The organism is Pectobacterium parvum (assembly GCF_020971565.1).
In the GTDB taxonomy this organism is placed as follows: domain Bacteria; phylum Pseudomonadota; class Gammaproteobacteria; order Enterobacterales; family Enterobacteriaceae; genus Pectobacterium; species Pectobacterium polare.
In genome coordinates this window covers 1,898,110-1,919,711 of record NZ_CP087392.1, presented here as the reverse complement: position 1 = coordinate 1,919,711, position 21,602 = coordinate 1,898,110, and the positions used below count along the sequence as shown (strand labels likewise).

The window sequence follows — 21,602 nt, the reverse complement described above, 5'->3', positions numbered from 1 at the left end:
ATCACAACCCCATCGCTACGCCGATGCAAACGGCTGACACAATCAGCGCACGTCGTAACATCGAGGCAGCAAATACGGTGTGGTGGCCGTCCCGAACGGGGAAACGTCCACGCGGTACAGGTTCATCACCTTGTTCGAGGAACAAACCAGGGCGCGCTTTAGGAAACAGCGAGCGATCCAGCCAATAACCTAATACCGCAGCGAGTGAGATAAGCGAGAGCTTATAGACGGTGACGGGAAGCTGTTGCGGTGAAATCAGCCCGATAACAGCAAAGAGCAAAGCGGATGTCACAATCCAGCCGGTAAGACGCGGTTTTTTGATTTTTTTCACGATAAAGCCTCCTGATAAGAATGGAGGCCATTATGCAAAATGCGGGGGTTTTATGATTTTAAAGGAGTTTAAGTATTACTGAGGCGCGATATCACATAAAATCGAACCCTTCTATTCGTCATGCATTTCTACTTTTCATACTTCACGTTACACGTGCGTAGACTTCTCTGCTGATAAAAATCATAGCCGATTATCCGTATATGATTTTTATCATCTGTTTTAGTTTTTGATAGTCTTGTTATTGGCGAATGGTCTTATTGTTGGCTAGTTACGTTGTTGCAGGCTGAAACCAGGCCGCCAGTTCCAGAATATCTTTCTCGTTCAGCGTACCCGCGGTATAGCGCAGTAACAGCCATGCCTGAAGCCAGCTGTATTTCGCCTCTGCCAGCTCTCGTCGGGCATTATACCAATCCTGTTCGGCCAGCAAAATATCCAGATTGATACGTTCTCCGCCTGCAACACTCAGCCGCGTGGCGTTGACCGCTTCTTGCGCCGACGAGGCCGTCATTTGCCAGGCCTTAATTTTCGCCGACCCGTTATTGTACAGGTTGTAGTACTTTTTCAATTCCGCCAACGTTTTCTTGGTTTGATCGTCCAGCTCCGCCTGGCTTTGCTGATATTCCGCTGCCGCCTGCCGCATGGATGCCGAGACGGAACCACCAGCGTAAAGCGGGATATTCAGTTGCAAACCGACGCTCTGCGTGTCGTATTTCTGGTTGTAGTTGTATTCACTTTCCGAACGGCTGTTACGGGACGATGCGACCAGCGACAGCGTGGGTAAATGCCCGGCACGGCTACGTTCGATTTCATAGCGGCTGACCGCTAGCCCTTCACGCTGCGTCGCCAGTTTGGCATTGTGCTGCACGGCAAGATCGCGCCACTGCGCCAGCGTCTGCTTACCTGATTCCGCAGACGGCAGTTGAGTCAGCGTCATGGGATACAGCGTCGTGATATCCAGCGCCGTCCCCGTCATATTTTCCAGATCGGTGATCGCAGCATCCAGATTGTCCTGCTGCTCAATACGCTGCGCCTCGATCAGCGTAAAACGCGCCTCCGTTTCCCGCACATCCGTTAGCGTGCCTTCGCCCGCCAGCAGCAGACGTTTATTCAGCGCCAGCTGTTCCTGATACGCCCGCTGCTGCGCATCCAGCAACTGCAGCTTTTCCTGTGCCAGCAGCGCATTACTCCAAGCTTGATATAATCGCACCATCAAATCCTGACTGCGATCGCGAAAACGCTGATCGGCCATCAGCGTGCGGGCAACGCCCTGCTGATAACGTGCCCAGGCCGCATAGTCCAGCAGCGGCTGGCGCAGCGATAGCGTTGACGTGTAGCTATCATAATCGCGTTTTAGCGTGTTACCCGTGAAGCTATCAGTTTGGGTGACTTTGGAATGGCTGCGGTTAGCGTTATAGCCATACTGGAGATTGGGAAGCAGATTGGCGCGCCCAATTGTCTCCTCTTCCTGACCTGCCGCATGCTCAAACCCCGCCGCGCGAAACTGGGCGTCGTTACGCAGCGCCAATTCCCAGGCATCAAGCAGCCCTAATGCGTTGGCCCCCGAAGAAAGCAGCCCAAACAACACGATTATCGCGATCCTTTGCATGATTATTCTTCCGTTAATGCCAGATGCAGGCGATCCATTAAAGGCTTAAAGAGATAATTGACGAACGACCGCTCTCCGGTACGAACAAACCCTTGTACCGGCATGCCGGGCTTGACTTCCAGCCCCTCCAGCGCACGTTTCCCAGCCTCATCCACCTGAACACGCAGGCTGTAATAAGGTGAACCGTCTCGCTCATCCAGCAGGCGGTCGGCGGACAACAGCTCGACCGTCCCCGCCACGCGCGGTGTCGTGCTCTGGTTAAACGCGACGAACTGAAGTTCAACGGGTAATCCCGGCCAGACTTTATCTACCAGCTCAACGGGAAGACGCGCATCCACGAATAAAGGCTGATCGTCCGGTACGATCTCCAGAAGCGTCTGACCCGGCGCAATCACACCGCCTTCCGTAAACACTTTCAGCCCAACCACCGTGCCAGAAACCGGTGCGCGCATCTGGATATTCGCCAGATTGAAATCAGCTTTTTCCTTCTTGCTGCCCACATCGCTCAGCAGCGCCCGCACGTCCGCCAGCTCGCTGTTCACTTCTTTGTCGTATTCCTGCTGGCGCTGGGCGATCAGCAGCGTTTGTTGTTCAATATCACGACGGGTACGGTTAATATCCCCCGCCAGCTGGGCGATATCGCCGTTAAGCTGCGCCAGCAAACGTTCGTTCTCCAGCATTTTGTTGCGCGGCACATAATTTTCCGCCGCCAGTGAACGCAGCCCTTGCAGCTGTTGTTCCAGCGTCTCCCGCTGTTTCTGCTTACTGGACATCACCTGACGCTGGGCGCTGAGTGACGCCTCCATCCCCGCGATACTCGAGCGCATTCCTTCTGCCTCAAGCTTAAGCGACTGCTGACGGCTGTGCAGTAAATCACGCTGTAATGCCGTAATCACGCGCATCTCCGGCTTTTCCGCTAGCGGTTGCAGGCGAGGCGTTATTACCATGTCACTCAGGCGCTGCTGCTCAGCAAGCAGCCGGCCTTCCCGCGCGACCAACTGCAAATACTGACCATCCAGTCCTTCACTCGCTGAACGCGCATCAACCTCATTCAGCGTGAGCAGAACCTGACCAGCTTCGACCCTGTCACCGTCTTTCACCTGGATTTTATCGACGATGCCGCCCTGATTGTGCTGCACAACCTTACGGTTGCCGGAAATCACGACGCTACCATTCACCATGACGCCCTTATCCAACGGTGCAAACAGTGCCCACAGAAGAAAACCGCCGAACCCAGCGAGCACAAGCAACCATCCCAGACGCACAGCACGTTTTTCATCGCGTCGCGCCGTCTGGTTCATACTCTCTTCACTTATTTCTGATGCGGACATGTCTTTCCCTGTATTCGTCATTCCCTGTTACGGCTGGACAGCGGCAGCAGGTGTCATTTGTGCTTGATTGGCGGCACGACGCGGCTGCAATTCGTTCAGAATGTCGCGCGCTGGCCCAAAGCGCTGTTGCTTACCCTGATTGAGCACCAGAATTTTATGCGCCAGCGTGGTTAATGCGGGACGATGCGTAATCAGTACCACCGTCGCTCCCCGCTTCTGAAGATGCGAGATCGCCTGCGCCAATGCCATTTCACCTTCGTTATCGAGGCTGGAGTTCGGTTCATCGAGTACCAGCAGGCAGGGATCGCCATACACCGCACGCGCCAGAGCAATACGCTGCCGCTGTCCGCCCGACAGCCCGTTGCCGTCAGCGCCAAGAGGCGTGTCATATCCCTGCGGCTGGCTAAGAATCATTTCGTGGACGCCAGCCAGCTTCGCCGCCGCGACAATCTTTTCCGCGTCATGCTCGCCAAAGCGGGAAATATTCTCCGCCAGCGTGCCTTTAAAGAGCTGCACATCCTGTGGCAGGTAGCCCATTGCTGGGCCAAACGCCGTTTTATCTACCTGACTGAGATCGGCCCCATCCAGTCGAACCTTGCCACGCGTCGGTGCTTGCGTCGCAACCAACAGACGTGCCAGCGTCGACTTCCCTGAACCCGATGCGCCCAGAATCGCCAGCGTTTCTCCCGCCTGAAGCGAGAAATGGATATCCTGCAATCGTGATGCCCCTTGCGGCGTCTGCAATAACACATTCTCGACGCTAAGCTGGCCAACCGGTGCGGGCAGCGCCATCGCCTCCGCTTTGGGCGGATAAGCCGTCATGATCCGGCTGAGTCGATACCAGGCTTGCCGCGCGCTGCTCAGCGGTTTCCAAATACCGATAAACTGATCGATAGGGCTCAATACGCGCCCGACAAGAATCGATCCCGCAATCATCATCCCTGGTGTGATTTCGCCTTTAATCGCTAACATGGCCCCCACGCCGAGCATCAGCGATTGCAGAAAAATACGCGCATGTTTTGATGCGGCCCCGACAACCGCGGCCCGTTCACTTGCCAGATTTTGCAGCGTAATAAAACGGTAGTGTTGCCCCAGCCAACGGCGGCGCAGATTAGGCAGCATTCCCATTGATTCAATGACTTCGGCATTACGCAATTGCGTATCTGCAAGATGGGTTGCCTGTAGCGCTTCATGGTTTGCCTCTTCCAAAGGCGACGTGGTGAGATACTGATTCAGCCATGCCAGCAGCACCAGCACCACAGTTCCTCCCAGCGCCAGAAAGCCGAGAACCGGATGGATCAGGAACAGCACCAGTAAAAAGAAGGGAAACCAGGGAATATCGAAGAAGGCAAACAGTGAGTTGCCCGTAATAAACTGCCGCAGTAGCGTGAGATCGTTCAGCGCCTGACCCGCTTTGGCCTCACCGGCCTCCAGATTGCGCTCAAATGCGGCGTTGAAAACCTGTTGATTCAGCTGTAGGTCGATACGGGTACCGAGTCTCACGACCACCAGACTTCGCACCCATTCGAGTGCCGCCATGAATATCCCCAGGCCGGCAATCAGCAGAGTGAGCATCAGCAACGTGGTGCCATTTCCCGAAGCCAGTACACGATCGTAAACCTGCAGCATATAAATCGAAGGCGACAGCATCAGTAGATTAACGATGGCGCTGAAAATCCCAATGCTCCAAAAGCTGCGCCGGAAAGGACGCAGTATACTCAACAACGAACGTTCCTTATTTGCTAGTTGACTCACTGCGTTTGCCTCTCCTGTCAGGGCTGTTTATGCAACGTACGCGTACTGCCATCAGGCAATATCAGCGTATAGCCCTCTTTTTCCTTGCTAAAGAACGCCACGGATTGACCCTGTTCTTTCGTCAGCGTGATACCGTCCGGCGTAGGCCTCCAGCCCGCTGGCACATCAGATAGCAGCGCGTTTAAACACGGCGCATCACCCTCAAGACGCCAGGTGTTATCCACTAACGGCGTATTGTGCAGCACAACCTCACACTGCTGTTCCCCGCCACGCAATTGCCATACGCCGCTTAGCTCACTTGCTGAAGGCAACTTCAAACTACTCGCCATACATCCTCCGCTTATTGCACTTAACAGCGCCGCGATGATTAACTTTTTCATAGTGGCCCCAAGTCGATAACAGAAAAGGACGGGTTTCCCCGTCCTTATTAACTTACACAATAAAATCCGTTTCAACAGATGGACGCCCAACGATTTCGATCAAAAAATCGGTGGTGCTTTGCCCTTCAAAATGCATCCACAACTTGCTGATATTGCTACTTTCGTCCCAGTTGAGAATCACTTCTGTACCACGGCCAGTGAAATAATTTTCAACAAACTGCAAATCACCTTTAGTATTCAGTGCAGACAGATCGATTTTGTCGATACCGCGCTCAAAGTCAGTAATCGTATCGTTCCCGAGCTTCAATGAAGAATCGCTCGCTTTGGTGTAGACGAAAGTATCGCTGCCAGCCCCCCCCGTCAACGTATCGGCACCAGCACCACCTTGCAAAATATTATCCGCGCTGTTGCCGATAATAATATCGTTGCCAGAGCCGCCAATCGCGTTTTCAATTGTGACGCCATGAGCAATAGACACGTTACCTTTCAGGCCACCAACATCAGAAAAACGACCTTCATTCAGATCGATAGTCTGATTGTCTCTGTAACCAGAGAAATCAAACGTATCGTTACCGCCGGCATCCCAGACGGAGAAGATCAGTTTCTGGCTATTGCTGTTGGTGGTATAGAAGTCACGGCCAGTGTTGGAATTGAAACCGTATACCGTATCACCAGTACGCGTGTTCATATTCGCACCGTACAGCAGTTGAATCGCTGCGATATCATCAATCAACGGACCAGCAGCATAGTGCCCCTTGAAGTCACCACCGGTATTGTGCTCACTCCAGTAGCTCATCAGGCTATATTGACGTGTATCTTCCGCATAAGTCACATCGTTGTAGGTCGGGTTACCTTCACCCGCATTGTAATCACCAGGGTGATTCAGCCCCAGTGCATGGCCGATTTCATGTGTCAGCGTCTGCTTGCCATACTCCGTCGTTGGGTCACGCACCGTGTCAGCGTTGTAGTTATACCAAGTCGAGCCCGCTGCCGAATGGTTACCCGGCATATAGGCGTAAGCCTGAGTATCGTAGTCCATCCGGCCACTTGAATCACGGGTGTAGTTACCGAACGTGATGGTGGCTTTTTGGGTAGGGCTAACCTGAGTAAACGTGATATTAGCGACATCTGACCACGATTGTAGAGACAGCTTAGCTTGTTGTTCCTGAGCTGCGCTGAATTTCACAAAACCCTGATCGCCAGAAGGGATAGACCGCACGTTCTGTAAGAACGAATAGGTCAAATTAGCGGATTTACCGAATACGTTCGTGCCATTCCAGGTCAGACCGTCGCGGACAATTTCCCAGCCAGCCTCTTCGCTGGTGAAAGAAGGTTTACCCGACAAAACGACATCACCACCACGAACATGGTTATAAAACAGTGGAGCCACATCGTTCAATCCCGTACCAGTCGCATCCAATGCGGATGTTACCGTGTCTTCATCTTGTAAATCTCGTAAAGCCATCTTTTCTTCTCCATAAGTCTGATCGGGATGATCAGAATCCTAAATCCCTTCATGCAATAGCGGTATTGCATGTACCGCGTGTGGCCGCGGTCTAATCGTCTCCTGGGTAGATAACGCTCACTAAAAATATTTATATCCAAAAAACACATATAAATAAAAATTATCTCTATAAGGAAATAATTAAGAAAAAACGACAATTATTTTCGTTATTATCAAATGATAAATAATAAAGTCACGGTGACTAATTTTTATTATTGGTATTGAGATAGACAGCAAGAGAAACGGATGCCAAGCGGCATTCATTTTTGAAAAGGAAGGAATTGTTATTCACTGCGTTAATTTTCATCACGGTTCCTGTCCTTGGTTGATAAAACCGCGCCACGTAATGACATACTTTGTCACACGTATTAACGGCATCCTTGCTGTTCCGAGACAAATCTAACAAATAAGAATAAAAAAATATAGCGCTAAATAGGGACTAATTACCCCCTTATTCGGGGGACTGATATAGAAGAATTTGTTATGGCATATCCCGTTGTTCAATCGGGAAGACGGGCAGCGCCGCCAGCAGCTGTGCGCCATAGCCTTTAGTCAACAGGCGACGATCGTAAATGACGATTTCACCAAAGCAGTCATGGCTACGAATAAGGCGTCCAACCTGCTGGATGAGGTTAAACGAGGCGCTGGGCAAACTTTGTACGATAAACGGATGCCGTTTGAGGCTTTTTAACCATTCGCCTTCCGTCAGAATGACCGGGCTATCGATAGGCGGAAACGCAATTTTATGGATATGCACCTGAGTAAGGAGCTCCCCTTTCAGATCCAACCCTTCCGCAAAGGACTGCAAACCAATCAGCACGCTGGTCTGGCCTTCCTGTACCCGCTGACGATGTAGCTCGACCAGCCTGTAGCGCGGCTTATCTCCCTGAACCAGCAGCATCAGGCGTAAATCGGTCACCTGCGTCAGAAAGAACTGCATCGCACGCTGGCTGGCAAACAGCATCAACATCCCTTTATGCTTATCCTGTTTTAGCTCTGCTCGGAAAAATTGCGCCATTTCAGCAATATGCTGCGCTTCAGATTCCATCAGCGGTTCATAACGCATTTTGGGAATCACCAGACGCCCCTGCTCGCGGTGGTTGAACGGCGAATCCAGCGCGATGAAGGTGTCCCCTTCCTGCTCGCTCAGGCCAGAAAGCTCCTGTATACGAGAAAAACTGTTCAGCGAGCGCAGCGTTGCCGAGGTCATCACAACGTGCGATACCTTCCCCCACAGCAGCCTTTCAAGCTGATCGCAGACGCGAATGCCCGCACAGTGCAGGTGAAGATGCGGCTGGTTATCGCGCATTTCCCGCGTGATCCATTTGGAGACCGGTGCGTTCGATGATTTCTCCATCGCTGCCAATCGCCACAGTTTACTCAGCGCTTCAAGATAGCCCTGTTGACGACTCATTTTCAGTAATGCCTGATAGACCCGCACCACGTCATGCTTGCCGGTTTTCTCGCTGAGATCGTTAAGCATATACTCCACCAGCGCCCGCAGCGTGTCCGTCAGTTTGAACAACCGCACGCAGAGTTCACGCATTTCATCCGGCATTTTGCCCATCGCAAAACGGTATTCGGTTTCCTGCCCGTCATGCGGAAGAAACAGCCCGCACATTTTCGAGAAAGACAGCACGCACTCGCGGATCTCCTCACAGTGGCTGGTTAACCGCTCGCTGTTAGCGAGTCGCGGCGGTGACTTAGGGGCAAATTGCGCCATGCACTGGCCGATAAGCTGTACCAGCTGTTCCAGTTGCGCCATCATATACGCCGGATGAATGTCGCCAGACATCTCCAACGTATCACGGGCAACGTCGGGGATATGGTGGCCTTCGTCGAGCACCAGCAGGAGATTCTTAGGAGGAGGAAGTACCGATTCGCTTTCCATCGCCGCCATCACCAGCGCATGGTTGGTGACGACAACATCGGCCTGCTCGATCTCACGCCGGGCGATAAAGAACGGGCACTCGCGGTAATAATGACAGTTGTGCGCGAGACAGTTCGCTTTGTCCGTACACAATTTCTGCCACAGGCTATCGTCAATTGAATCTTGATAATGATCGCGCAGCCCATCCCAGGCATGACCTTGCAGCGCTTTTTCAAGCCGCACACAGGTACGTTTTTCCTCCTTGCTGGCGGACATCAGTTCATCATCCAGAAAGAGCGGTAAATCCCCCTGCGCATCGGGATCGGTTGCCAGCATCGCCAAATTACGTGGGCAAATATAACGACGGCGGCCAAATGCAGCGGTGAATTTCAGTTCGGGAATAAACTTCTGCAACAGTGGCAAATCTTTGCTGTAAATCTGATCCTGCAACGCCACATTCGCGGTGCTGACCACCAGCGTTTTGTCCTCCGCACGCCCTACCGCAATACCCGGAATCAGGTAAGAAAGCGTTTTCCCGACGCCGGTTGGCGCTTCAATAGCCAAATGGCGCGGGTAATCACCCGCTAGCGTTTTCGCCACTTCGGCAATCATCTGTCGCTGGGGAACGCGGGAAATAAAATCCGGGATTTGCTCTTGCAGGGCCTTATACCATTGACCAATCTGCAATTTTATTGCGGGGGACAGCGTCATGCATACTCTGTATCTGGGTAATCTGGCCGCCATTGTCCCACAGACGCCCGGCGACGTCAGCCGATATCACGTTCGTGACCATTCCGACCTCGACAATCGTCTGCCCAGCGATTAGGGTTAAGCCCCCTATTTGTCACGAGCGGTAAGTTATGTCTTCAGTCCACGCCATTAACCAATCGTACTGGTTTTCGCCACGACTACCGCATGTTGAAAGCCGCAGCACGCGTCACAGCAGCCACGCCTATAAAACACACAGCCATGCACAATTTTCGATTGGCGCGATAGAACACGGCGAAACGCTTTGCCATTACCGCAACGAAACCTATCACTTACAGGTTGGCGATCTGATCTTCATCGATCCTCAACAGCCGCACAGCTGTAATCCACTTCCCGGAAAAACACGCAGTTATCACATGCTTTATCTGGATACCGTATGGTGTCTCGATCAGATCGCAGCTCACTGTGGTTATCAGGCGGAGACCTTGCATTGCAACCGCGTTATTCTGCGCGATCCCGCCCTGTTTATACGTTATCAGCACGTGGTTGCCCTGCTGTATCGGGGAGACATGACAGCGGCAGATAATCAGCTCAAAGCGATGCTCGAACCCATTTGGCGACAATATTGCCAGCCTGCGCCATCCTGTTTACCCGCCTTACCCCATCATGCTTCGCAAACCACGACGCGACACGTACGCGAACGTCTGCTGAATAATTTACAAGAGTCACCCTCGCTGGAAACGCTGGCGGAGGAACTGAACCTGCGACGTGAAACCATCGTGCGACAGTTTCGTCACGATACCGGCATTACACCGATGGCATTCCTGAATAATGCCCGCATTGAGTATGCCAAATCGCTGCTGAAACAGGGCACGCCACTGGTTGATGCCAGCTATCAAAGCGGCTTCTGCGATCAAAGCCATTTTCACAAAACGTTTGTGCAATACACCGCCGCGACACCGGGTCAGTACGCGCGATCAATATTTGACAATAAATAGCCGAACACCTTGTCTAGACTGACCTCGATTACTTATCGAGGTCAGAAATATCATGTTTATCAGCACCCTTTTTTCCGCCGATTCTCTCTTTCCCACTCACTTTCCTGCTCTGGCGCTGGCGCATTTTGTGGCGCTACTGAGCCCTGGCCCAGACTTCTTTCTGCTGACAGCCTACGCCATTCGCTACCGGCTGCGCGGCAGTGCGGGAATTTGTCTGGGCATCGCGCTGGGCAACGGCGTTTATATTCTGCTGGCGGCAATCGGCTGGGCAGGCATTCAACATTCGCCCACGCTGTTTACCCTCATCGAATTAGCCGGTGCCGCTTATCTGCTCTGGGTTGGCTATCAGTTAGTGAAAAGTCGTTCTGTGCTATCGCTACGGGCGGAACAGCAGTCCGAACGCTGCCCAACGCTGCGTAAACAAGTCCTGCTGGGACTTGGCTCGGCGCTGTTGAACCCCAAAAACATGCTGTTCTACATCAGTCTGATGACCAGTATTCTTGGGCAACATGTGACACCTACGCAGCAAGTCGTCAGCGGTAGCTGGATGTTTTCTGTCGTTCTGGTGTGGGATCTGTTGATCGCCGCGCTGATCGCTCGCCCGCTGATTCAGCAGCGTTTAACCCGCTGGCTTAACCCGATTGAACGCGGAGCCGGTGTCATTCTGATGTTTTTCGGTCTACTGCTGTTATTTCGGTAATTGTTATTTCGGTAATGAAGGGCAGTTAAAAAGCGCGGAACGTTTTAGCCTTGTTTCATGGGCGGAAGGCTTTATAATTCGGGGCAATTAACAAAAGGATAACCTGATGACTCTTAAAAAAATCGGTATTATCAGTCTCTTTGCCCTGCTTGCCTTAGGTGGCATCTCCGGCATGATGCTGGTGGGTTACATTATTATCGTGCACTCGGGCTGAGGCTTTCGGCCCGCCGTGCGCACTCTATTCTTACGGCACCAATACACTAACGCACGAACGGTGCCACACGGAAACACGGCAATTAACGTGGTTGTTCGAGCTAACGTGATTTTTTAACTAATGCGACTGTTTTAACTAATGTGATTGTTTTAACTAAGATGATTGCTCTGACTGAAACGTCTGCCAGTACTCAGGAATACGTGCGAAGGTCAGTTGGAACCAGGCTGTAAACTGTTCGGGCGTCGCCACCATCTGCTGGGCAATCTCGTCTATCGACTGGTATACATAGTTCGACACTTCATCGGGATTTATCTGCGGCACATCGTCCGTCACGCCAAAATACACATGCCCCAGTTCATGTTCAATCAGCCCGTTATCCAGCGGCAAACGATAGGTCAGCGTAAACATCGGCGTCAGCGCACAGCGTAACCCCATTTCCTCATACAAGCGGCGATGTGCTGCCTGCAACGTCTCTTCACCGGGCGCAGGGTGACTACAGCAGGTGTTACTCCATAAACCGCCGCTGTGATATTTCTCCTCTGCGCGCTGCTGCAATAACAACTGCTGGCGAGAGTTGAAAACATAGACGGTAATCGCACGATGTAATGCTCCTTTTACATGCGCTTCCTGCTTTTCCATTACGCCCGTTGGCCTGTCATTTTCATCAACCAGCACCACTTCAGTCAACGGCATACCTTTCTCCTGCAATCCCTGATTCTCCGACAATTACACTGTATTACGGTCATCACAATTCGTCTCGCCGCCAGTATTGTATTCCCGGCGGCGAGACAAACATCATTATAGCAGGGTGAAGCTATCGCTCTTCACACGCTGTGAATCCAGACCAATCATTACATTGAACTTACCGGGTTCCACCACCTGCTGCATGCGGGCATTGTAGAACTTCAGCGCGTCCTGATCGAGCGTGAAGGTGACCGTGCGGGATTCTCCCGGCTGTAGCATCACTTTCTCAAAACCACGCAGTTCTTTCAGCGGACGGCTGATGGAAGCCACCACATCATGGAGATACAGCTGGACTACCGTTTCCCCTGCGCGGCTGCCGGTGTTTTTCACCGTTACGCTGGCGGTGATCGTGCCGTTACGCTTCATCGTCTGGCTGGACAAACGCACGTCTGACACGCTAAACGTGGTGTAGCTCAGGCCGTAACCGAACGGATAGAGCGGCCCGTTGGCCTCATCGTAGTAGTGAGAGGTATATTTGCCTGGATTTTCCGGCGTGTAAGGGCGGCCGGACGGCAGGTGATTGTAATAAATCGGGATCTGGCCGACGGAACGCGGGAATGACATCGGCAACTTGCCAGACGGGTTATAGTCACCAAACAGCACATCGGCGATCGCATTGCCACCTTCCGTACCGCTGAACCAGGTTTCCAGTAACGCATCAGCCTGCTGATCTTCACGCACCAGCGCCAGAGGGCGTCCGTTCATTAGCACCAGAACCAGCGGTTTACCCGTGGCTTTCAGCGCGGCAATCAGGTCACGCTGGCCTTGTGGCAGGTCGATGTTCGAACGGCTGGACGCTTCGTGCGCCATCCCGGCCGCTTCACCAACAACCGCGACGACGACATCCGCCTTCTTCGCTGCTGCTACCGCTTCATCGATCATCACCTGCGGAGGACGTTGATCCACCTGAACGGCATCTTCATACTGATTCAGGAAATCGATAATGCCCTTGTGATTACTGACGTTGGCACCTTTAGCATAGAGAATGGTGGCTTTATCGCCGACAGCATTCTTCAGGCCCTGATAAACGGTAATCGTCTGTTTCGTGACGCCCGCAGCAGACCAGCTTCCCATCGTATCGCGCTGGCTGTCAGCCAATGGCCCCACAACGGCAATCGTGCCTTCTTTCTTCAACGGCAGCGTTTGCAGGCGGTTTTTCAACAGCACCAGACTCTTACGCGCCACGTCACGCGCATCCAGACGGTGTAAGCGACTTTCCGCGTTAGTATCTACCGGATCGGAACCGACTGACCCCAAATGACGATACGGATCTTCAAACAGCCCCATATCATATTTCACGTTCAGAACCTGACGGCTGGCATCGTCAATCTCCTGCACGCTCACCGCCCCGCTTTTCACCAGCTCAGGCAGATAGCGCACGAAATACTCGTCGCTCATGCTCATGCCGATACCAGATTTAATCGCCAGACGCGATGCATCACGCGGATCGCTGGCCACGCCGTGCTTAATCAGTTCTTTAATCGCGCCGTGATCGGTAATGGTAATGCCTTTGAAATTCCACTGATCGCGCAGAACGTCTTTCAGCAACCAACTGTTGGAAGTAGCTGGCGTACCGTTGATTGAGTTCAGCGCGACCATCACGCCGCTGCTGCCCGCGTCAATCGCCGCTTTGTAAGGCGGCATATAGTCCTGGAACATGCGCTGAGGGCTCATGTCCACGGTGTTATAGTCACGTCCACCTTCCACCGCACCGTAGAGCGCGTAGTGTTTTACGCTGGTCATCAGCGAGTGGCGTCCGGTTACGTCATCGCCCTGAAAGGATTTGACTACCACACCGGCAATTTTGCTGGTCAGCCAGGTATCTTCACCGAAGCCTTCTGACACACGACCCCAGCGTGGATCGCGGGTGATATCCACCATCGGCGCCCAAGTCATGTTCAGGCCGTCTTCCGTCGCTTCATACGCCGCTACGCGCGCACTTTTCGCAATCGCGTCCATATCCCAACTGGAAGCCAGCCCCAGCGCGATAGGGAAAATCGTGCGCTGACCATGCACCACATCGTAGGCGAAAAACAGCGGGATCTTCAGGCGGCTGAGCTGCATCACCTGATCTTGCATCTCACGGATATCTGGACGGGTCACTGTATTAAAAATCGCGCCAACCTGGCCGTTTCTGATCATTTCCCGAATGGCTTCTTTCGGGTTATCCGTCCCGACGCTGATTAATCGGAGCTGGCCGATTTTCTCTTCCAACGTCATTTTCTTCAGCAGATCCGTGACAAACGCATCACGTTGTTGATGTGAAGGCGATATTGAGGCAGGCGCAGACGTCAGCTCCTGCGCAAACGCCGGATTACAGGCAAGTCCAATTGCTATAGTCAGTGAAGTAAGCCATTTCATTCGTTATAAAGACCCAGTCAATCCAGGCGTCAGAGTCAGAACAGCGCGCTGAAGCACAAGACAGGTTGAAGATTCCGACGGTCACATCCCTTCTCTGACAAGGCGAAAAACACCTTCTCCTGCCTTAAGCGAATAAGGCTTCCCGATAGTGGTTGCCGCACCGACGCACTCAAATGCACAGCGCGTAATATAGTGCATTTGTTGAGGTTTCATTTAATAAAAACTGCAAGAATAATGCTAAACGATACGCAAAACTCACATTCCCCACATTCAGTTTGCACCATCATCCTGACAGCAATGCGCAAAACCGATAGACGAGCCACGGAGAGGAGGATGATTTCTCCTACCTTTCGTGCTAATGCTAAGGCTTCGTTAACACAAGGAGCATCAGACATGTATCAGCTGTATATCGCCAATAAAAACTATTCCTCTTGGTCACTGCGTCCGTGGGTGCTGTTGAAAGCACTGTCGATTCCTTTCGAAGAGAAACTGGTTGCCTTTGCGCCGGGCATGTCACAGCCGACCTTTAAGGCCTTTTCGCCGACGGCAAAAGTTCCCTGCCTGATCGATGGCGAAACCACCGTCTGGGATTCGTTGGCGATTACCGAATATCTGGCTGAACAACATCCCGGCGTCTGGCCTGCTGATGCCAAAACCCGCGCCTGGGCACGCTGTGCCGCTGCCGAAATGCATTCTGGCTTTACCGAGCTGCGTAATATCTGCTCCATGAGTTGCGGCGTGCGCGTTAAAATGAATGAGATATCGCCTGCCCTCAGTAACGATATTAACCGCACCTGCGAACTGTGGCAGGAAGGACTAACGCGCTTTGGCGGACCGTTTCTGGCAGGAGAACAGTTTTCGGCCGTGGACGCCTTCTTTGCGCCGGTTGTCTTCCGTATCAAAACCTATCAACTTCCCGTTTCGCCGGAAGCCACTGCCTATTGTGAGCATCTGTTAGCACAGCCTGCCATGCAGCGTTGGCTACAGGATGCGTTAGCGGAAACCTGGCGTGAAGCTGCGCATGATGACGAAGTGAAAAAAGCGGGTGAAGTGATAGAGGATTTTCGCGCTCGAGCGTGACAGCCCGTCAAGCGGTGGCCCGTTCAGCCACCGTCAAGACATCCCCTTCCAAACCATCAGGAAGGGGAATACTGATTATTCGGTTTCGATACTCGCCATGCTCTGCGGTTGGCGAGAAGCCAGTGATTTTTGTTTCTTATAGCTCAACGCGGCGGCAGGCACCTCGCTGACCTTACCGGTTTCAATCCACTTACGCAGGCGGTTAGCATCCGCAAAGTGCGTGTATTTACCGAAGGCATCCAACACCACCAGCGCAACAGGCCGCTGATTAATGACCGTACGCATCACCAGACAGTGCCCTGCCTGATTCGTGAAGCCCGTTTTAGTAAGCTGAATGCTCCAGTCCTCTTTATAGACCAGATGGTTCGTGTTTCTGAACGGCTGGCTGTACGCTGGGTGGGAGAACGTCGCCGTTTTCTCCTGAGTGGTACTCAACTGGCCCAGCAGCGGATATTGCTTGCTGGCAATCAGGAGTTTGGTGAGATCGCGGGCAGTCGAGACATTATTGATGGACAGCCCGGTCGGCTCCACATAGCGCGTGTGGGCCATCCCCAACGCACGGGCTTTAGCATTCATCGCGCGGATAAACGCCTGATAGCCGCCCGGATAGTGGTGCGCCAGACTGGCCGCCGCGCGGTTTTCTGAAGACATCAGCGCCAGTAGCAGCATGTCACGGCGACTGATCTCACTGTTCAGACGAACGCGCGAGTAGACCCCTTTCATTTCTTTCGTCTGGCTGATATCGACAGAGATGATTTCATCCAGCGGTTGATTGGCATCCAGCACCACCAGCGCCGTCATCAGTTTCGTCACCGAAGCAATCGGCACCACCACATCAGGATTGCTGGAATAAAGGATGTGGTTATCACGCAGATCCACCACCATGGCGCTACCGGAAGCAATTTCCTGATGCGCAGTGCCAGCGGAGTACGTCGGCGCTTTCGCCACAGCCTGAGGCAACATCACAGCATGGGTTGATAGCACCAACAGGCCAAAAAGAGAAAGCTTAAAATTTTTAGTCATTCTTCAATAACTTAAACAGTATTCTGTTAAATAAAAGGGATGGGCATCGGCATTATAATTTACCGCCCTTCCCTGCGCACTCATACAGCAGAAAAGCTTTGTGACAAATGTTGACAGACGGTTTGAGCAACCTACTGTTTTTTATCATGTTACGTCAGAGACGGTCTTATTTTGCGCATGTGGTTGAGCAAACGCAGACTGACGCCGCTGAATATCCCCGCAGTAATCCCACTTGCCGCGCCGGACAGCAGGCAGAATACAGGGTCATGCGCCAACGCGGGAAACAGAGCCAACTGGACGGAAAAGTAAAAGTGAGAACAAAACGTCAGCAGCATCAAGACCAGCGACCACCACGAACCGGTGCGTTGAAAATGGCGCGATTCCGGCAAGTAGGTTCCTGACGTTTTCCCCCACGCCCATCCGATGCCTAGCCCGATGATCAACGCCAGCAGAAATCCTCCCGCCGCCGCAAGCGGGAGCCGCAGCGTATGAAAAATCGCGCTGATGCCCCACACCATGAAAATGGTCGGCACAACTAACATCCGTGCCAGCGATTGCTGCCGTGGCTGGCTGGCTTTTACGCCGGCATAAATCAGGTAACCCAACACGATCCACACCCAATAAGGCGTGTGACGCAGAATCATCAGCAGGTTTTCCACGGCAGTACGACTCCTTAATCACTCAGGCCTTCATCAACGGTGATAACCAAAAATCGGTGTGACTACGGTGTGACTTTGGCCTGTTCCAGGGCCTGTTTCACCGCATTAATCACGCCCTGGCTCGATAACGTTGCCCCCGTTACCGCATCCACCTTGTTAATGTCCTGCTTCTCAATAAGTTCCGGCACAATCTGATCCGTCGCGCTCAGCATCATCGCTTCCGTATCGCCATGCTTCAACACTTCAGCATTGGCGATCTTCCCGTCTTTAATGCTGACCGTGACCTCAACCTCTGCCGCCTTCCCCTGCGCTTTACCGATGTAGGCACCGTCTTTATAGTGCACCCCATCGCTGCCATGAACGGACAGAGAGAACGCCATCACTAACGTGGCCAGCGCCGCCGAAATAGATTTTTTCATCATTTCCCCGTGTGCAAATAGAACAATAAAAACAACAATTCAATAACCAGAAAAGAACAATTAATTAAAGCCTAATAATTGATAATAAGATTTCGTTTCAATATTATCCAATGGCAATTGAAGCCGTAGCGCACACTCTATACACCGTTCTCTGAGTGCTTTCAACTGGGTTTCATCATCGGTCATCACTGATATTTCGACGAAATAACCCAGTGATTCAATATAGTCGAGCGTAATATGGAAGGCGTTTAAAAAGTAGATGCTGCGGATTTTATGAATTTCAAAAAGAGGTTGATACCCCAACGTCTGTAACATGCTGTCGGTTTTTTCAAAGCCTTCAACGTTAACCGCTTCACAGCGATCGACGCCCGGCCCTTTCACAATCCAGAGCTTAATGCCCGATGGTTCCATGCGGCGCACCAGCATTTTGATATTTTGCTGTCGCAGGCGATTCTCTGCATCATCGTAATAAACATCATGTTCTTTATTTTCAAAGACGAAAGCCTCGGGATGAAGGCTAAAAAGCGTATTCCTAAAAACGGCTATATCGTCGATGCGAAATTTAAGTTCAACTTCATATTTCCCTGTGAAATGTTCAACCATGTTCTTTCCCCTCACTGGATTCCCTGAAATAAAATTGACTCTCCGCAATATCGATCAGCGCTTTATTACGCTGAATACGGAAATTCAAGATAATAATGATTCGGTCATCCGTAAAATAGATCATACAGGTAACATAATATGGCCCAATGGCCGTCCTCTCATCCTCCTTGATTAACACCCTACGTCCTGTCACATCCTGGCACTGCGATGGCATGACCTCGATAATCATGCCGTGTTATTACCTTACAACGTCAGATATCCCGAGTGCAATTTCCTGGCAATGAATATCTGTAGATGAATGCTATCGGCGATTTCCCAGCAAAAAAATGCGGTCAGAATCCTTGCTGGACGCTGACCGCCGTTAATAGTAGCTGAGAAGAGGAAAACCGCTAGTTCTTCACGCAGCAACTGCTGGTAATAGCAAAATCAGTGCAGAATCGAAGCCGTGATGGTGCATAAACTCACGAAAAATCAGCAATCGGGCGGAGAAAGCGTTCTCTAGCGGGATCCCCTCCCAGCTTGCTGGGCTCCCCTGCATGACGCGTTCCAGACGTTTAAATGTCCGTTCCATGTCATCTTGCGGTAAACGCCAGCCTGCTTCCTCTTCTTCTGCTCCCGAAATCTGTGCGAGGGCCACCAATGCGGGGTCGAAAGAAAACAGAACGGAATCCGCAGGAATGTCGTGGCGAATACGCGTCACTTCATCCTCTACCGCCATGATCGCCCGCTCCATTTCGGCCGGCGTGGGGGGAAGATGCTTGAAAAACGCCGACGCCGTTTTGTCAAAACCGATGGTCAATTGCAGGGTTGCCGACGGTTGTGACGCCGTTCCGCAGACAACCGTCGTCTGCTGTTCGCCAATGTACAGCACCGTTACCGGCACACCCGGCGCGACACGCTGTCTGGCAAGCGAATATGCCTGTTGCAGGTTCACATCATTTTCCATCACGGCATCCCCTTATTTAGTGCTGACCCTCATGCTGACAGCAGCGTGCAATACCGGCGATATCAGCGGGCGTGGTTCGGCAACAGCCACCAATCAGACGTGCACCTGCTGCCTGCCACTCGGGCAAATAGGCGGTCAGCGAGCAGGCGTCATCGTGGGCGTTGCTCCAGGTTTTCGTTACCGCATCATACTGCTCGCCGGAATTGGGATAAACCACCAACGGCAAATCCGTCAGCGACGACAGGTGCGTCAGCGCTGGCGTCACGTTTTCCAGCGCAATGCAGTTGATACCCACAGCGACCACCTGCGAACAGGCGTTGACCCGCGCCAGCACGGTGCGCAATGGCGTGCCGTCGCTGAGGTGTTCGCTGTCACGCAATGTGAAGGAGAACCAGGCCTCCGCCTGAGGGAACTCGGCCAGTAACGCAATCAGCGCCTCTATTTCGGCAAAAGACGGCAGCGTCTCGCAGGCCAACAGATCGGCACCCGCTTCATGCAGCGCCGCGATACGCAGCCGATGAAACGCCATCATCTCGGCCTGCGGCAGTTGGTAATCGCCACGATACTCCGAACCATCCGCCAAATAGGCACCGTACGGCCCCACCGACCCCGCCACCAGCAGCGTCCCAGCTTGCGGATTATCGCGACGGTAATCATCCCGCGCCTGCGCCGCCAACTGGACGCTCTTGGCAATCAGCGCCAGTGACTCCGCTTCGCTATACCCGCGCGCCTCAAATCCTTGCGGCGTCGCCTGATAGCTGGCCGTAATCGCACACTGTGCCCCCGCCTTGAAATAATCGAGATGCACCTGATAAATCAGCGCCGGATTTTCAACCAGCACTTTCGCCGACCACAGCGGATCCGTTAAATCACAGCCGCGCGCTTCCAGTTCGGTCGCCAACGCACCGTCCAGCACAATCGTTGATGCCGTCGCCAGCATTTCGGTAACCGTATTCTTACGCAATGTCTTCCGCTCCCGTTAATCTACGTTTCTTCATTGACTGCGTGAAATAATAAGCACCATAGCACAGCGCGACAAACGGAATTCCACACCACAGCGCAATCCGCTGGCTTGGGTCAAACGCCAGCCCGACGCAGGCCAGCAGACACAGCAGGAAGCCAAGAATCGGCGTGATGGGGAACCAAGGGGCGCGATATTGAAGGTCGGAAAGCGGTTTTCCCGAGCGGACATGATGACGGCGGAACATATAGTGCGAGGCGCAGATGCTTAACCACACCGCCACCACAGCAAAACCGGAAATCGCGGACAGCGCCACATAGACGGTATCCGGCGCGACCACGCTGGAAAACAGCGCCAACAGCCCGCCCAGCATACTGATGGAGATCGCAAAAAGCGGAATGCCACGGCGCGTCAGACGAGAAAAACGGCGCGGCAGCGTCCCTTCGTTGGACAGCGACCACAGCATACGCCCCGAGGCATAAAGCCCCGAGTTAGCGGCGGACAGGATCGCCGTCAAAATCACGAAATTAAAAATGTCGGCGGCGTAAGGAATACCAATCTTTTCAAACACCAGCACAAACGGGCTTTTAGCGATACCAGCCTCTTCCATCGGAATGAGTGCCGCCAGCACCAGCACCGTGCCCAGAAAGAAGATCACCAGTCGCGCGACAGTAGTACGAATCGCCATCGGCACGACCTTCTGCGGATTCTCGGTTTCGCCAGCCGCGATGCCGATCAGCTCCGTACCGGAGAAGGCGAAGTTCACCGCCACCATCGTCATCAATATTGGCAGGCCACCGTATGGGAGCCAGCCAGACGCGGTAATGTTCTGGAAGAACGGCGCAGGTGAACCGTCCTGCATCGGAATAAAGCCAAACATCGCGCCAGCACCGAGCACGATAAAAGCGAGAATCGTGACGACTTTAACGATAGAGAACCAAAATTCCCCTTCAGCAAAGAAGCGGGACGACACGATATTCAGCAGATAGATCAGCACACAAAACAGCAGACACCAGGTCCAGACCGGCACCTGTGGGAACCAATACTGCATGCAAAAACCGGCAGCAGTCAGGCTGGAACCTAGCGCAACCGTCCACGTCAGCCAATACAGCCACGCCACGGTATAACCCGTAGCCGGGCTGAGATAGCGGGAAGCATACACATGGAACGCCCCGGTTTCCGGCATGGCGACGGACAGCTCACCCAGACTCAGCATCACCAGATACACCACCAGCGCGCCGATCAGATACGCCAATAGCGTTCCGGCCGCGCCCGTCGTTGAAATAATGTAGCCCGTATTGAAAAACAGGCCAGTACCGATGACGCCACCGAGCGAAAGCATCACCAAATGGCGAGCTTTCATAGTGCGCTTAAACTGCCCTTCCGTGCCTGATGCGTGTTGTTCCATG

General features: G+C 52.8%; 20 protein-coding genes. 4 read left to right on the top strand and 16 right to left on the bottom strand.

Translation table 11 applies throughout. The annotated features are described in order from the left end of the window. Position 1: 1 nt before the first annotated feature. The 7 genes from LOZ86_RS08600 to dinG form a co-directional block, all read right to left on the bottom strand. Positions 2-331: a putative holin gene (locus tag LOZ86_RS08600; protein ID WP_039273066.1), complete on the bottom strand. Its 330-nt coding sequence runs from the start codon at positions 329-331 to the stop codon at positions 2-4. Positions 332-599: 268 nt separating this feature from the next. After that, entirely contained in the window at positions 600-1,937 is a 1,338-nt protein-coding gene (locus LOZ86_RS08595; protein WP_230243072.1) for a TolC family outer membrane protein, read from the bottom strand. A gap of 2 nt (positions 1,938-1,939) precedes the next feature. After that, positions 1,940-3,268 (bottom strand): HlyD family type I secretion periplasmic adaptor subunit, encoded by a 1,329-nt coding sequence (locus LOZ86_RS08590; protein ID WP_039273062.1) that lies wholly within the window; start codon positions 3,266-3,268, stop codon positions 1,940-1,942. A gap of 27 nt (positions 3,269-3,295) precedes the next feature. Next, complete coding sequence (locus LOZ86_RS08585) at positions 3,296-5,023, bottom strand: type I secretion system permease/ATPase (protein WP_039513774.1); 1,728 nt, start codon at positions 5,021-5,023, stop codon at positions 3,296-3,298. 17 nt (positions 5,024-5,040) lie between these two features. After that, positions 5,041-5,352, bottom strand: coding sequence for a protease inhibitor Inh/omp19 family protein (locus tag LOZ86_RS08580; protein WP_039513773.1), 312 nt, complete (start codon positions 5,350-5,352; stop codon positions 5,041-5,043). Between the two features lie 103 nt (positions 5,353-5,455). Beyond that, positions 5,456-6,868 carry a serralysin family metalloprotease gene (locus LOZ86_RS08575; RefSeq protein ID WP_039513770.1) on the bottom strand — a complete coding sequence of 471 codons (1,413 nt, stop codon included), beginning with the start codon at positions 6,866-6,868 and terminating at the stop codon, positions 5,456-5,458. A 520-nt stretch (positions 6,869-7,388) separates the two neighbouring features. Further along, the gene (dinG, locus tag LOZ86_RS08570) at positions 7,389-9,488 is read right to left on the bottom strand and encodes an ATP-dependent DNA helicase DinG (protein ID WP_039480148.1); all 2,100 of its coding nucleotides are present in this window, start codon (positions 9,486-9,488) and stop codon (positions 7,389-7,391) included. A 149-nt stretch (positions 9,489-9,637) separates the two neighbouring features. Here dinG and LOZ86_RS08565 point away from each other — a divergent pair, with 149 nt between their 5' ends. The 3 genes from LOZ86_RS08565 (at position 9,638) to LOZ86_RS08555 (ending at position 11,397) form a co-directional block, all read left to right on the top strand. Beyond that, entirely contained in the window at positions 9,638-10,483 is an 846-nt protein-coding gene (locus tag LOZ86_RS08565; protein ID WP_039480146.1) for a helix-turn-helix domain-containing protein, read from the top strand. A gap of 52 nt (positions 10,484-10,535) precedes the next feature. Continuing rightward, positions 10,536-11,183, top strand: a complete 648-nt coding sequence (locus LOZ86_RS08560) for a LysE family translocator (RefSeq protein WP_039480144.1) — start codon at positions 10,536-10,538, stop codon at positions 11,181-11,183. A 106-nt stretch (positions 11,184-11,289) separates the two neighbouring features. Then, positions 11,290-11,397 carry a membrane protein gene (locus LOZ86_RS08555; RefSeq protein ID WP_039480143.1) on the top strand — a complete coding sequence of 36 codons (108 nt, stop codon included), beginning with the start codon at positions 11,290-11,292 and terminating at the stop codon, positions 11,395-11,397. A 153-nt stretch (positions 11,398-11,550) separates the two neighbouring features. Here LOZ86_RS08555 and idi read toward each other — a convergent pair whose 3' ends face one another. Both idi and bglX read right to left on the bottom strand, forming a co-directional pair. Beyond that, positions 11,551-12,090 carry an isopentenyl-diphosphate Delta-isomerase gene (idi, locus tag LOZ86_RS08550; protein ID WP_039513769.1) on the bottom strand — a complete coding sequence of 180 codons (540 nt, stop codon included), beginning with the start codon at positions 12,088-12,090 and terminating at the stop codon, positions 11,551-11,553. A gap of 105 nt (positions 12,091-12,195) precedes the next feature. After that, a complete protein-coding gene (bglX, locus tag LOZ86_RS08545) occupies positions 12,196-14,502 on the bottom strand; it encodes a beta-glucosidase BglX (RefSeq protein WP_039480139.1) in 2,307 nt (768 codons plus the stop codon). Positions 14,503-14,895: 393 nt separating this feature from the next. On the opposite strand from bglX, the gene LOZ86_RS08540 reads away from it, so the two are divergent. Beyond that, complete coding sequence (locus tag LOZ86_RS08540; protein ID WP_039513768.1) at positions 14,896-15,582, top strand: glutathione S-transferase family protein; 687 nt, start codon at positions 14,896-14,898, stop codon at positions 15,580-15,582. A gap of 75 nt (positions 15,583-15,657) precedes the next feature. On the opposite strand, the gene pbpG is transcribed toward LOZ86_RS08540, so the two are convergent. From pbpG to mmuP, 7 genes are all read right to left on the bottom strand, one after another. Next, positions 15,658-16,605 (bottom strand): D-alanyl-D-alanine endopeptidase, encoded by a 948-nt coding sequence (gene pbpG / locus LOZ86_RS08535; RefSeq protein ID WP_039480136.1) that lies wholly within the window; start codon positions 16,603-16,605, stop codon positions 15,658-15,660. A gap of 149 nt (positions 16,606-16,754) precedes the next feature. Then, on the bottom strand, positions 16,755-17,264 hold the full coding sequence (locus LOZ86_RS08530) for a DUF6622 family protein (RefSeq protein ID WP_039480134.1): 510 nt from the start codon (positions 17,262-17,264) through the stop codon (positions 16,755-16,757). Positions 17,265-17,326: 62 nt separating this feature from the next. Continuing rightward, entirely contained in the window at positions 17,327-17,683 is a 357-nt protein-coding gene (locus LOZ86_RS08525) for an FMN-binding protein (protein ID WP_039480132.1), read from the bottom strand. Between the two features lie 60 nt (positions 17,684-17,743). Next, entirely contained in the window at positions 17,744-18,286 is a 543-nt protein-coding gene (cyaB, locus tag LOZ86_RS08520) for a class IV adenylate cyclase (protein WP_039480130.1), read from the bottom strand. Positions 18,287-18,683: 397 nt separating this feature from the next. Beyond that, positions 18,684-19,232, bottom strand: a complete 549-nt coding sequence (locus LOZ86_RS08515) for a hypothetical protein (RefSeq protein WP_039480126.1) — start codon at positions 19,230-19,232, stop codon at positions 18,684-18,686. 16 nt (positions 19,233-19,248) lie between these two features. Further along, positions 19,249-20,196 carry a homocysteine S-methyltransferase gene (gene mmuM, locus LOZ86_RS08510; protein ID WP_039480124.1) on the bottom strand — a complete coding sequence of 316 codons (948 nt, stop codon included), beginning with the start codon at positions 20,194-20,196 and terminating at the stop codon, positions 19,249-19,251. Beyond that, the gene (gene mmuP / locus LOZ86_RS08505; protein WP_039480123.1) at positions 20,189-21,601 is read right to left on the bottom strand and encodes an S-methylmethionine permease; all 1,413 of its coding nucleotides are present in this window, start codon (positions 21,599-21,601) and stop codon (positions 20,189-20,191) included. Before mmuP ends, mmuM begins: the two co-directional genes overlap by 8 nt. Between the last annotated feature and the right edge of the window lies 1 nt (position 21,602).

Coding starts and splice junctions, on each gene's coding strand:
- LOZ86_RS08540 (WP_039513768.1), top strand. CDS start 14,896: ATGTATCAGCTGTATATCGCCAATAAAAACTATTCCTCTTGGTCACTG.
- LOZ86_RS08590 (WP_039273062.1), bottom strand. CDS start 3,268: ATGTCCGCATCAGAAATAAGTGAAGAGAGTATGAACCAGACGGCGCGA.
- LOZ86_RS08575 (WP_039513770.1), bottom strand. CDS start 6,868: ATGGCTTTACGAGATTTACAAGATGAAGACACGGTAACATCCGCATTG.
- LOZ86_RS08580 (WP_039513773.1), bottom strand. CDS start 5,352: ATGGCGAGTAGTTTGAAGTTGCCTTCAGCAAGTGAGCTAAGCGGCGTA.
- LOZ86_RS08595 (WP_230243072.1), bottom strand. CDS start 1,937: ATGCAAAGGATCGCGATAATCGTGTTGTTTGGGCTGCTTTCTTCGGGG.
- LOZ86_RS08515 (WP_039480126.1), bottom strand. CDS start 19,232: ATGGAAAATGATGTGAACCTGCAACAGGCATATTCGCTTGCCAGACAG.
- LOZ86_RS08560 (WP_039480144.1), top strand. CDS start 10,536: ATGTTTATCAGCACCCTTTTTTCCGCCGATTCTCTCTTTCCCACTCAC.
- idi (WP_039513769.1), bottom strand. CDS start 12,090: ATGCCGTTGACTGAAGTGGTGCTGGTTGATGAAAATGACAGGCCAACG.
- dinG (WP_039480148.1), bottom strand. CDS start 9,488: ATGACGCTGTCCCCCGCAATAAAATTGCAGATTGGTCAATGGTATAAG.
- LOZ86_RS08565 (WP_039480146.1), top strand. CDS start 9,638: ATGTCTTCAGTCCACGCCATTAACCAATCGTACTGGTTTTCGCCACGA.
- LOZ86_RS08555 (WP_039480143.1), top strand. CDS start 11,290: ATGACTCTTAAAAAAATCGGTATTATCAGTCTCTTTGCCCTGCTTGCC.
- LOZ86_RS08525 (WP_039480132.1), bottom strand. CDS start 17,683: ATGAAAAAATCTATTTCGGCGGCGCTGGCCACGTTAGTGATGGCGTTC.
- mmuP (WP_039480123.1), bottom strand. CDS start 21,601: ATGGAACAACACGCATCAGGCACGGAAGGGCAGTTTAAGCGCACTATG.
- pbpG (WP_039480136.1), bottom strand. CDS start 16,605: ATGACTAAAAATTTTAAGCTTTCTCTTTTTGGCCTGTTGGTGCTATCA.
- bglX (WP_039480139.1), bottom strand. CDS start 14,502: ATGAAATGGCTTACTTCACTGACTATAGCAATTGGACTTGCCTGTAAT.
- cyaB (WP_039480130.1), bottom strand. CDS start 18,286: ATGGTTGAACATTTCACAGGGAAATATGAAGTTGAACTTAAATTTCGC.